An 11,080-nucleotide genomic window follows, 5' to 3' on the forward strand; every position below is an offset into this window, starting at 1 on the left:
GGCGGCCGCGGCGGCGAGCGGCGGAATCGGCCGCGACCACGCCGGCGTGCGCACGAAGCGCGCGCGCCGGCTGGCCCGGTAGGCCAGGATCGACGACACGCCGTCGCGCGCGCGCTGCGGAAACAGCCGATACAGGCCCTGCAGCCAGCGCTGGCGGCGAACCCAGGCCGACAAGGCCAGCAGGCGGTGGGCGAAGTCGAAAGCCACGGTAGGCGCAGTGTCGGTGGGCGCGCCGTCGCGCGCGGGCGCGCGGCGGTCCGCGTTCATGGCTTCAGGCACCCAGCGCCCGCTCGAGCTCGTCGCGCAGGTCCGCCACGTCCTCCACGCCCACGCTCAGGCGCACGAGGTTGTCGGTGATGCCGAGCGCGGCGCGGCGCTCCGGCGGAATCGACGCGTGGGTCATCACCGCGGGGTGGTTGACCAGGCTTTCCACGCCGCCGAGCGATTCGGCGATGGTGAACAGGTGGCAGCGCTCCATCATCCGGCGCGCGCCGTCCATGCCGCCCTTGACGTAAATGCTGACCATGCCGCCGAAGCCGTGCATCTGGCGCCTGGCCAGTTCGTGCTGCGGGTGCGATTTCAGGCCCGGGTACAGCACCTTCTCGACCGACGGATGGGTTTCCAGCCACTCGGCCAGCGCCTGCGCGTTCTCGCAGTGCGCCTTCATGCGCAGGTGCAGGGTCTTCAGGCCGCGCAGGGCGAGGAAGCTGTCGAACGGGCCCTGGATGCCGCCGACCGCGTTCTGCAGGAAGGTCAGCTGCTCTTCCAGTTCCGGCGCGTCGCCGACCACGGCGATGCCGCCGACGATGTCGGAGTGGCCGTTGAGGTACTTGGTCGCCGAGTGCATGACGATGTGCGCGCCCAGTTCCAGCGGGCGCTGCAGGATCGGCGAGGAGAAGGTGTTGTCGACCACCACGATCAGCCCGCGCTTGCGCGCGATGTCGGCGATCTGGGCGATGTCGACGAGCTTGAGCAGCGGGTTGGTCGGGGTCTCGATCCACACCAGCTTGGTCTCGGGACGGATCGCCGCTTCGAACTTGGCCGCGTCGCTGAGGTCGACCCAGCTGAAGTCCAGGCCGGCGCTGCGCCGGCGCACGCGCTCGAACAGGCGGTAGGTGCCGCCGTAGACATCGTCCATGGCGATGACGTGGCTGCCGGCGTCGAGCAGTTCCAGGATGGTCGAGGTCGCCGCCAGGCCGGAGGCGAAGGCATAACCGCGGCTGCCGCCTTCCAGGCCGGCGACGCAGCGCTCGTAGGCGAAGCGGGTCGGGTTGTGGCTGCGCGAGTACTCGAAGCCCTGGTGCTGGCCGGGGCTGCTCTGGGCGTAGGTCGAGGTCGCGTAGATCGGCGGCATGACCGCGCCGGTGCTGGGGTCCGGCGATTGGCCGGCGTGGATCGCGAGGGTGCCCAGGCCGGGCTTGCGCGCTCCGTCTTGCGGCTGCTGTTGGCTCATCGGTTCGTTCCGTGCGCTGTATGGCCGGCCGTGCAGTCGGCCGATGGACGTAACCGCGAATTCTAACATCGCCGCCGCGAGCCCCCCGGGCCCGCGCGGCGGCATGCAAACGGCACTTCAGGCGGGATGCAGGCAGCGCGCCATCGCACGCCGGGACGGCCGCGGCGCTGCGATGCAGCGCACGAATTTCGCGCCATTCAAGCTGAACGAAAATTCATAAACGGCATGCTGAACGCGCGGCCGCCGGCCCGGTTCCGGCGCCGCCGAGGCACGCCGCTACACACGGGCGGCCCCGCCTGCGCTCGGCGCGGGGCCGGGCTCAGCGAACCCGGACCCGCCGCGCCCGCCCCGCCCGGCTCACTGCACCCGGCGACGAAGGTAGTTGAGCAGGTCGATCCGGGTGATCAGGCCGAGGAAGCGGTCGCCGTCGGCGACGATGGCGACGTGGCCGCGCTCGAACAGCGGCAGCAGCGATTCGATCGATTCGCCGACCTGGATCTTGTCGAGCTTGCTGACCATCGCGGTCGACACCGGATCGCGGAAGCGCGACTCATCGCCGTACACATGCAGCAGCACGTCGCTTTCGTCGACGATGCCGACCAGGTTCTCGCCGTCCATCACCGGCAGCTGCGACACGTCGTACAGCTTCATGCGCTGGTACGCGGTCACCAACAGATCGTTCGGGCCCACCACCACGGTGTCGCGCTGCGAGTACGGGCGCAGGATCAGGTCGCGCAGGTCGCCGTGCTGCTCGCGCTGGATGAAGCCGTTGTCGAGCATCCAGTAGTCGTTGTACATCTTCGACAGGTACTTGTTGCCGGTGTCGCAGACGAACACCAGCACCTTCTTCGGCTCGGTCTGTTCGCGGCAGTACTTCAGCGCCGCGGCCAGCAGGGTGCCGGTCGAGGAACCGCCGAGGATGCCTTCCTTCTCCAGCAGCTCGCGCGCGGTCAGGAAGCTTTCCTTGTCGCTGATCGCATAGGCCTGCTTGACCCGGGTGAAGTCGGAGATCGGCGGCAGGAAGTCCTCGCCGATGCCTTCGACCATCCAGCTGGCCGACTTGTCCGACAACGTGCCGCGGTTGATGTACTCCTCCAGGATCGAACCGACCGGATCGGCCAGCACCAGCTCGGTGGACGGCGAAAGCTTGGCGAAGGCGCGCGACAGGCCGGTCATGGTGCCGGAGCTGCCGCAACCGAACACGATCGCGTCGAGCTGGCCGCCCATCTGCGCCAGGATTTCCGGCCCGGTGCCGAACTCGTGCGCGGCCGGGTTGTCGGGATTGCCGAACTGGTTGATGAAGTAGGCGCCGGGGGTTTCGCGGGCGATGCGCTCGGCCAGGTCCTGGTAGTAGTCCGGATGGCCCTTGGCCACGTCCGAGCGGGTCAGCACCACCTGCGCGCCCATCGCCTTGAGGTTGAAGATCTTTTCCCGGCTCATCTTGTCCGGGACCACCAGCAGCAGCTTGTAGCCCTTCTGCTGGGCGACCAGGGCCAGGCCGATGCCGGTGTTGCCGGCGGTGCCTTCCACCAGGGTGTCGCCGGGCTTGATCTTGCCGGCCTTTTCGGCCGCCTCGATCATCGACAGGCCGATGCGGTCCTTGATCGAGCCGCCCGGGTTCTGCGATTCGAGCTTGAGGTAGAGCTCGCACACGCCGGTATCCAGGCGCTGCGCCTTGACGATCGGGGTGTTGCCGATGAGTTCGAGTACCGAGTTGTGGATGGCCATGCGATTCCTGCGAGCCGCTACCGTGCGGCGAATCGGACCATTCTAGCCGGGCCGCCGGCGCGGTTCGCGCAGGGTGCCTCACCGCGCTTGTGGCGGCGGCTTCGGCCCCGAAACCCCGCCTCTTGCGGGAGGGCTTCCTTGTGGGAGGGGCTTCAGCCCCGATGCTTTCCGCTCCGATCGCGGCGAGCCGACACTAAAGCATCGGGGCTGAAGCCCCTCCCACAAGAACGCTGAGGCGGAGCCCCCGCCCAGACAGGCGGAGGCGAAGGGCGAATGGATCGAAGTATCAGCCGCGGACGGCGGCGGCCGACGAGGATGGCCGCCGCCGCCCGCGCTGAGTCTGGAGGCCGCGCCGCGGGCGGGCGCCGGCTCCGTGGGCGGGGCCTTCGGCCGCGCCCGGGTATCGATGCTTGAAGCTCAGGCCGGCTCCGCGCCGGCCGGCGGGCCGCCGGCAGCGCGCCGGGAGCCCGCACCCGCGCTGCGCCCTCACGGGCGACGCGGGCGATGCGGATGCCTCAGTGGTGTTGGTCGTACAGCTGGATCAGGCGGTCTTTCGCCGCCAGCTTTTCGCGCTTCATCTGTCCGAGCGTGGTGTCGTCGATCGGCAACACGCCGAGCTCGGCGTCCATGACCTTCTTGTCGAGATCCTTGTGCCGCTGGTACAGCTGCTTGAACTCGGGGATGCTCTTGATGAGCGCGTCGATTTCAGGCTGCGGTCGTTCTTCGAACATGAAAAGCCTCCTTCAGCGCGAATGCGAACGCCCCGGCCTTTCGGCCAGGGCGTTGCGGGGGGAGCGTGAGATGGTGGGTCAGGCGAGGCGCGGCGCCGGCTTCACGAACTCCGGCCGCGCCCTCGTGGGCGGCACCGGAGTCTTGCGGAAAGGGCGTTTCGGTCATCGGCCTGGCTCTTCGCCGAGCGTTATTCGCACCGCTCGGATAACCGACCCTACTCCTGTGCCCCGGTTCCGGCAAGGGCGCGCTGCAAGCGGTTTCAGGTTCCGGCCATGTCTCCGACGAATGGCTCGATGTGCGCGCAAAGCAATGTTTTTGTTGATTTTTTCCTAAGGCGCCCGCAGCCCCGCTGCAAGCACCAGGCAGCGCAAAGCCATGCCCCGCCTGGCTTTGGCCGCCCGTCGGGCGCAGCCTTCCGCCAGGCCAAACGGGGCGGTTGTGGGAGGGGCTTCAGCCCCGATGCTCTTGGACCAGTTCGCCGCGACCGGAGCGGAAAGCATCGGGGCTAAAGCCCCTCCCACACTCATTCCCGAGCGCGGCGGACGCACGCTGGCGCCAGGGTCCGCGCATCCCAAAACGCAACGAGCCGGGCGCTGGCCCGGCTCGTCGGCGATCCTGCGAATGCGGGGCCCCGCCCCGCCCGCGCTCACTTCTTCTTCGGCTTGGGCTTCGGCGGCGTCGCCGGCGGCGCGTCGGTGCCGAGCAGCTCGGCTTCCTTGCGCGCCAGTTCGGCGTCGCGCTCGCGCGCGGCGCGCAGCTTGGCCGCCTGCTTGCCGGCGACGTCGTCGAGCAGGCCCTCGGCCTGCTGCCGCGCCGCGGCTTCCTGGTCGGCGGCCTGGCGCAGGCGCTCGGCCTCCTCGGCCTGGATCTGCGCCTGCACGCGCAGGCGCTCGGCTTCGGCGCGGGCGCGGTCGGCGTCGCGGCGGCTGGCTTCGACCAGCAGTTCGCTGCGTTCGCGATCCAGGCGATCGAGCTCGCGCTGCGCCAACTGCGTGCGCACCACGATCTCGGCGGTTTCGACCCGGCGGTCGGCCAGCCGCACCGCCTCGGCGCGGTCGCGGCTGCGCGCCTGGCGCGCGTCCTCGATCGCCTGGCGCGCGCGGTAGCGCTCGAACGTGCCGACCTGGGCCGTGTCGGGGCTGGCCTCGAGCACGGTCAGGCGCTGCGACAAACGGCCGATCTCCGGATCGTCCGGCGGCGCGGCGACCGCGCCGAACGCGGCCAGCGACAGCGCGGCGGCGAGGCCGGCGCGCAAGGCGAACTCACGCTGGCTCACTGGCCACCTCCCTGCAGACGGCGGCGCAGCTCGGTCACTTCGGCCCGGCGCTGGTTGAGCTCGGCGTTGGTGATCGCCTCCTTGCTGCGGGCGAGGGCCAGGTCGGCCTCGGCCGTGGCGCGCAGCGCCAGGCGCCGGGCGTCCTCGTCCTTGCGCTGCGACAGCGCGCCCTGGGCCGCGCTGAGCGCGCTGCGGGCGGCGTTGAGGTCCTGCGGCGCATACTGGTCGGCGTCGGCGTCGTCGGCGCGCATGACCGCCTGCTGGGCCGCGGACAGCTCGCCGGTCGGCGGAGGCGTGGAGGCGCAGCCGGCCAGGACCGAAGCGAGAACTGCGGCCAGCAGCGGCAAACGAATTTGTGCGAAGCTTGCGGACATTCTGGGGAGTGCCGTGCGGAAGGGAAGACGCGCGGTGAACATTGTCGTCAAGCCGCCAGCCTGCTTGCAACGGCCGGCCGCGTCAACAACGGGGTGAGAACGCATGGACATCGGCTATTTCTTGAAGCTGATGACGGAAAAGAACGCGTCGGACATGTTCCTGACCACTGGCGCGCCGGTCTACATCAAGGTCGAGGGGCGCCTGTACCCGCTCGGCAACACCGGCCTGCCGCCGGGCATGGTCAAGAAGATCGCCTATTCGCTGATGGACGAAGGCCAGGTGCCGCAGTTCGAACGCGACCTCGAACTCAACATGGCCCTGGCCCTGCCCGACGCCGGCCGCTTCCGCATCAACGTGTTCAAGCAGCGCGGCGAAGTCGGCATGGTGATCCGCGCGATCCGCAGCGTGATCCCCAGCATCGAGGAATTGCAGCTGCCGCAGGTGCTCAAGAGCATCATCATGGCGCCGCGCGGGCTGGTGCTGATCGTCGGCTCGACCGGCTCGGGCAAGTCGACCACGCTGGCCTCGATGATCGACCACCGCAACAGCAACACCGCCGGCCACATCCTCACCATCGAGGACCCGATCGAGTACCTGCACAAGCACAAGAAGTCGATCGTCAACCAGCGCGAGGTCGGCCTGGACACCCACGCCTTCCACAACGCGCTGAAGAACGCGATGCGCGAAGCGCCGGACGTGATCCTGATCGGCGAAATCCTCGACGCCACCACGATGGAGGCGGCCATCGCCTTCGCCGAAACCGGCCACCTGTGCCTGGCGACGCTGCACTCCAACAACGCCGACCAGACCCTCGAGCGCATCCTCAACTTCTTCCCCGAGGCCGCGCACAAGAACGTGCTGATGAACCTGGCGCTGAACCTCAAGGCGGTGATTTCGCAGCGCCTGGTGGTCGGCACCGACGGCCGCCGCATCCCGGCCGCGGAAGTGCTGATCAACACTCCGCACATCCGCGACCTGATGCGCCGCGGCCAGGTGCACGAGATCAAGCAGGCGATGGAAGAATCGCTGGAAGACGGCATGGAGTCGTTCGACCAGTGCCTGTTCCGGCTGTACAAGGAAGGCAAGATCGAGATGGAGGAGGCGCTCAAGGCGGCCGACTCGCGCGACGGCCTGGCGCTGAAGTTCCGCCTGTCGGAGGGCGGCACCGGCGAACACGATCCTTACGCCGACATGTACGACGCCTCGGCTACGCACTGAGCGCATCGCACGACGCACGACGGCCGCCTTCGGGCGGCCGTTTTCGCTGGGGAGGCGCGACTGCCTGAGCGGAAAGCGTCGGGGCGCAAGCCCCTGCCACAAGAGCAGAAGCCTTCGGGACGGCACCCGAGCGGTTGTGGGAGGGGCTTCAGCCCCGACGCTCTTGTGCCGGATCGCGAGCCCCGCTCAAGCCGGCGGCCGATCCGGCTGGTTCTCCGGCCGCGCCCGATCGAACTCCGGCAACTCCAGGCACGCCGCCTCGATCCGCAACAGGGTCGGATACGCCTCCAGCGGCACGCCGAAGCGGCGCGCGTTGTAGAGCTGCGGAATCAGGCAGCAATCGGCCAGCCCCGGCGCATCGCCTTCGCAGTAGGTGCCGGTGGCCGGATGGTCGTACAGCATCGCCTCGACCGCAGCGAAGCCTTCGCCGATCCAGTGCTTGACCCAGCCGTCGCGCTCGGGCTGCGGCACGTTCCAGGTGCCGTCGAGGTATTGCAGCACGCGCAGATTGTTGAGCGGATGGATCTCGCAGGCGATCGTCTGGGCGATCGCACGCACGCGGTGGCGGTCGCGCGCGGTCGCCGGCAGCAGGTTCGGGCGCGGCCAGACTTCGTCCAGGTATTCCAGGATCGCGATCGACTGGGTCAGCGTGCGCGAGCCGTGCTGCAGCACCGGCACCAGCCCTTGCGGATTGAGCTGGCGATAGGCCGGATCGTGCTGCTCGCCGCCGTTGCGCACCAGATGCACCGGAACGATCTCGTAATCCAGGCCCTTGAGGTTCAGGCCGATGCGCACGCGATAGGACGCGCTGGAACGCCAGTACGAATAAAGACGCAGTTGATCGCTCACCGGAAGGCCTTGCTGGGAAACCGAATCAGGTTAACGGGGAAGCGGCGGCGGCGGGGTCGGCGCCGCGCGCGCTTGCGACGCGCGCCACGTTTGCGCGACGCGTGGCGCACCTTAGCCGGCGCCGACGCGGCGCGGACCGCCGTTCGTCACGCGCGCGGCGCCGCCAAGCGGACGCGCAACGAAAAAGGAACGGACGCGCACGCGCCCGTTCCTTCGATGAACACGCAGTGCGCCGGCGCTTACGGCTTCTCGATGCGCTGCTCGATTGCGCCGAACAAGCTGGCGCCGGCGGCATCGAGCATCTCGATGCGCACGACGTCGCCGTACTTCATGAACGGGGTCAGCGGCTTGCCATGCTCCAGCGTTTCCACCGTGCGCTTCTCGGCGAAGCACGACGCGCCGAGCGAGGTGTCCTCGTTGGCGACGGTGCCCGAGCCGACGATGGTGCCGGCCGACAGCGGCCGGGTCTTGGCCGCGTGCGCCACCAGCTGAGCGAAGCTGAACTGCATATCGATGCCGGCTTCGGGCGCGCCGAACCATTCGCCGTTGATGTGCGTGGTCAGCGGGCGGTGCACCTTGCTGTCGATCCAGGCCGGGCCGAGTTCGTCCGGCGTCGCGAACACCGGGCTCAGCGCCGAACGCGGCTTGGACTGCAGGAAGCCGAAGCCCTTGGCCAGTTCGTTCGGAATCAGGTTGCGCAGCGAAACGTCGTTGACCAAACCGACCAGCTGGATATGGCCGGCGGCCTGCTCCGGCGTGACCGCCATCGGCACGTCGTCGGTGATCACCACCACTTCGGCTTCCAGGTCGATGCCGTAGGCCTCGTCGGGCACGCGTACCGGGTCGCGCGGGCCGTAGAAGCCGGCGCTGACCGCCTGGTACATCAGCGGATCGACGTAGAAGCTCTCCGGCACTTCGGCGCCGCGCGCGCGGCGCACGCGCTCGACGTGCGGCAGGTAGGCGCTGCCGTCGACGAATTCGTAGGCGCGCGGCAGCGGCGCGGCCAGGGCGGCGAAGTCGAGATCGAACCCGCCGTCGGCGCGGCCGTCGTTGAGCGCATCGGACAACGCGTTCAGGCGCGGCGCCGCGTTCGACCAATCTTCCAGCGCGCGCTGCAGGGTGTCGGCGATGCCGGTGGCGCGCACGGCGCGGGTCAGGTCGCGCGATACGACGATCAGCGTGCCGTCGCGGCCGCCTTCCTTCAGGGATCCGAGTTTCATCCAGGCCTCGAGGTTCGGTGCAGTCGGTTCAGGGCGCCAGGCGGCGCCAATGGTTTCAATTGTAACGGATTTGCCGGGCGCGTCGGAGGGGGCGAGCAAGCCCCACGGCAGCCGGTCACCCGGCCATCGGCGCGATTGTGGGCCAGCCGCGGCCGCTTGCCGAGGGGCGGCCGGGCGATGGGGCGCATCCGCCAGAGTCGGGCCTCACCTCGGGTCCGCGCCGCTGGTTAGAGTTCGGGCATGAACGCCACCGCCTCTTCCGCCGACGCCGCGCTGCGCGCGATCGAACCGCGCGACCGCGAGCGGATCCGCGCCTTCCTGCAGCGACGCTGGGGCAGCGCGACGATCCAGCTCGACGGCCGCGCCATCGACGCCGCCGCCCTGCCCGGCTTCATCGCCTGCGACGGCGAGGCCATCGCCGGGCTGATCACCTTGCTCGACGAAAGCGGGCATTGCGAGATCGTCACCCTCGACGCGGTCCGCGCCCACGCCGGCCTCGGCACCGCGCTGGTCGAACGCGCCGCGCAGCGCGCCCGCGCGCTGGGCCTGGCACGGCTGCTGACGCGCACGACCAACGACAACCTCGATGCCTTGCGCTTCTACCAGCGCCGTGGTTTTCGCCTGCATCGATTGGTGCCCGGCGCGATCGACCTGGAGCGCGAAGCCGACCCGGCGATCCCGCTGCTCGGCCGCCACGGCATCCCGCTGCGTGACGAAATCAGCCTGATCCGCGGGCTCGACTGAGGCTGGCCGAAGCTCCTGCAGGAGCGACGCGAGCCGCGACACGGCCGCAACGATCGCCGAGGAAAACGGACGCGCGCGATGCCTCCCGTTGTACTTTCCGGGTTCGACGCGGTTCCGGGCGGATGTGGTGTCGCGGTCGCGACTTGCGTCGCTCCTGCAGGAGCCTTCGGCGGCATTCGCCGTCGCCGAAAACAAAAAACCCGCCTTGCGGCGGGTTTTTCGTGCGCCTGGAACCTTGCGGCTCTCAGCGATCTTGTTTGGCAGCCCCGGATGGATTCGAACCACCGAATGTCTGAGTCAGAGTCAGATGCCTTACCGCTTGGCGACGGGGCTATAAAACGGATTCTAGCGCAAAATTCCGCGACTGCAAAAACAATTTGAAGCCGCGGAACGACCAGCCTGCGAAGATTAGCGCTTCGAGAACTGGGTGGCGCGACGCGCCTTGTGCAGACCGACCTTCTTACGCTCGACTTCGCGCGCGTCGCGGGTCATGAAGCCCGCCTTGCGCAGCTCGCCCTTGAGCGATTCGTCGTACTCGACCAGCGCGCGGGCGATGCCCAGGCGGATCGCACCGGCCTGGCCGGTGATGCCGCCGCCGGCGACGGTGATGGTCAGGTCGAACTTGTCGGTCGACTGGGTCAGCTCGAGCGGCTGGCGCACGATCATGCGCGCGGTCTCGCGGCCGAAGAAGTCTTCGATCGAACGCTGGTTGATGGTGATCTTGCCGTCGCCCTTGCGCAGGAACACGCGAGCGGTGGAAGACTTGCGGCGGCCGGTGCCGTAGTTCTGCTGGATAGCCATATTCGTGCCTTTACCTTAGATGTCCAGCGGCTGCGGCTGCTGGGCGGCGTGCGGATGCTCGGAGCCCTTGTACACCTTGAGCTTGCGGTACATGGCGCGACCCAGCGGGTTCTTCGGCAGCATGCCCTTCACGGCGATCTCGATCACGCGTTCCGGGTGGCGCTCCAGCGCCTGGCCGAGGGTTTCGCTCTTGAGGTTGCCGATGTAGCCGGTGAACCGGTGGTACATCTTGTCCTGCAGCTTGTTGCCGGTCACCGCGATCTTCTCGGCGTTGATCACCACCAGGTAATCGCCGGTATCGACATGCGGGGTGTAGACGGGCTTGTGCTTGCCGCGCAGGCGGCGGGCGAGCTCCGAGCTGAGACGGCCGAGCGTCTTGCCGGTCGCGTCGACGATGTACCAGTCGCGCTGGACGGTCTCGTTCTTAGCGGTAAAGGTCTTCATTGAGAGTCTGCTATGGGTGCCTGGTCGGGCTGATTCCGGTCCGCGGCCCAGGCGGGCACCTGCGGTGGAACTTCGCCTCGCGTTGTGGATTACGGAACGCAAGAGGCGGAATGATAGCGGCCGCCCGCGCCTCGCGCAAGTCGCCGGCTCAGACGGCCGGACCGCCCATGCTAGCATCCGGCGCATGCCCGCCGCCCCGTCGCCGCCCGCCCCGACCGGCGCCCGCCTGCCGCTGTCCGG

Annotated in this window: 13 protein-coding genes, 1 tRNA gene and 1 pseudogene; 3 read left to right on the top strand and 12 right to left on the bottom strand. The window is 68.8% G+C overall.

What is annotated here, in order from left to right; all coding sequences use genetic code 11:
• The 3 genes and pseudogenes from A7A76_RS20495 to A7A76_RS20505 all read right to left on the bottom strand — a co-directional run.
• Positions 1-267 (bottom strand): annotated as a pseudogene (locus A7A76_RS20495) (hypothetical protein); the annotation flags it as partial.
• A gap of 4 nt (positions 268-271) precedes the next feature.
• Positions 272-1,453 carry a cystathionine gamma-synthase gene (locus A7A76_RS20500; protein ID WP_206413049.1) on the bottom strand — a complete coding sequence of 394 codons (1,182 nt, stop codon included), beginning with the start codon at positions 1,451-1,453 and terminating at the stop codon, positions 272-274.
• A gap of 357 nt (positions 1,454-1,810) precedes the next feature.
• A complete protein-coding gene (locus A7A76_RS20505) occupies positions 1,811-3,181 on the bottom strand; it encodes a pyridoxal-phosphate dependent enzyme (RefSeq protein ID WP_206413050.1) in 1,371 nt (456 codons plus the stop codon).
• 140 nt (positions 3,182-3,321) lie between these two features.
• Between A7A76_RS20505 and A7A76_RS26960 the strand changes: the two genes are divergently transcribed.
• Complete coding sequence (locus tag A7A76_RS26960; RefSeq protein ID WP_428995209.1) at positions 3,322-3,378, top strand: DUF6053 domain-containing protein; 57 nt, start codon at positions 3,322-3,324, stop codon at positions 3,376-3,378.
• A gap of 318 nt (positions 3,379-3,696) precedes the next feature.
• Here A7A76_RS26960 and A7A76_RS20510 read toward each other — a convergent pair whose 3' ends face one another.
• From A7A76_RS20510 to A7A76_RS20520, 4 genes are all read right to left on the bottom strand, one after another.
• The gene (locus tag A7A76_RS20510) at positions 3,697-3,912 is read right to left on the bottom strand and encodes a YdcH family protein (protein ID WP_206413051.1); all 216 of its coding nucleotides are present in this window, start codon (positions 3,910-3,912) and stop codon (positions 3,697-3,699) included.
• Positions 3,913-4,242: 330 nt separating this feature from the next.
• Positions 4,243-4,440 (bottom strand): DUF6053 domain-containing protein, encoded by a 198-nt coding sequence (locus tag A7A76_RS26965; RefSeq protein WP_428995210.1) that lies wholly within the window; start codon positions 4,438-4,440, stop codon positions 4,243-4,245.
• Between the two features lie 119 nt (positions 4,441-4,559).
• The gene (locus tag A7A76_RS20515) at positions 4,560-5,189 is read right to left on the bottom strand and encodes a hypothetical protein (protein ID WP_206413052.1); all 630 of its coding nucleotides are present in this window, start codon (positions 5,187-5,189) and stop codon (positions 4,560-4,562) included.
• Entirely contained in the window at positions 5,186-5,563 is a 378-nt protein-coding gene (locus A7A76_RS20520; protein WP_206413053.1) for a DUF4398 domain-containing protein, read from the bottom strand. The genes A7A76_RS20515 and A7A76_RS20520 overlap by 4 nt, the downstream gene beginning before the upstream one ends.
• A 103-nt stretch (positions 5,564-5,666) precedes the next feature.
• Between A7A76_RS20520 and A7A76_RS20525 the strand changes: the two genes are divergently transcribed.
• Positions 5,667-6,782, top strand: a complete 1,116-nt coding sequence (locus tag A7A76_RS20525) for a PilT/PilU family type 4a pilus ATPase (RefSeq protein WP_074862350.1) — start codon at positions 5,667-5,669, stop codon at positions 6,780-6,782.
• A 186-nt stretch (positions 6,783-6,968) separates the two neighbouring features.
• Here the strand turns inward: A7A76_RS20525 and maiA are convergent, their stop codons facing one another.
• Positions 6,969-7,631, bottom strand: coding sequence for a maleylacetoacetate isomerase (gene maiA, locus A7A76_RS20530; protein ID WP_206413054.1), 663 nt, complete (start codon positions 7,629-7,631; stop codon positions 6,969-6,971).
• A 239-nt stretch (positions 7,632-7,870) separates the two neighbouring features.
• Positions 7,871-8,851, bottom strand: coding sequence for a fumarylacetoacetate hydrolase family protein (locus A7A76_RS20535; RefSeq protein WP_206413055.1), 981 nt, complete (start codon positions 8,849-8,851; stop codon positions 7,871-7,873).
• 240 nt (positions 8,852-9,091) lie between these two features.
• On the opposite strand from A7A76_RS20535, the gene A7A76_RS20540 reads away from it, so the two are divergent.
• Entirely contained in the window at positions 9,092-9,595 is a 504-nt protein-coding gene (locus A7A76_RS20540; RefSeq protein WP_206413056.1) for a GNAT family N-acetyltransferase, read from the top strand.
• Between the two features lie 258 nt (positions 9,596-9,853).
• Here A7A76_RS20540 and A7A76_RS20545 read toward each other — a convergent pair.
• The 3 genes from A7A76_RS20545 to rplM all read right to left on the bottom strand — a co-directional run bounded on the left by A7A76_RS20545 (position 9,854) and on the right by rplM (position 10,840).
• Positions 9,854-9,928, bottom strand: a tRNA-Gln gene (locus A7A76_RS20545).
• A gap of 75 nt (positions 9,929-10,003) precedes the next feature.
• Positions 10,004-10,396 (bottom strand): 30S ribosomal protein S9, encoded by a 393-nt coding sequence (gene rpsI, locus A7A76_RS20550; RefSeq protein ID WP_074862338.1) that lies wholly within the window; start codon positions 10,394-10,396, stop codon positions 10,004-10,006.
• A gap of 15 nt (positions 10,397-10,411) precedes the next feature.
• Complete coding sequence (gene rplM / locus A7A76_RS20555) at positions 10,412-10,840, bottom strand: 50S ribosomal protein L13 (protein ID WP_074862335.1); 429 nt, start codon at positions 10,838-10,840, stop codon at positions 10,412-10,414.
• Positions 10,841-11,080: the final 240 nt, after the last annotated feature.

Source organism: Lysobacter enzymogenes (genome assembly GCF_017168095.1).
Taxonomy (GTDB): Bacteria; Pseudomonadota; Gammaproteobacteria; order Xanthomonadales; family Xanthomonadaceae; genus Lysobacter; species Lysobacter enzymogenes_D.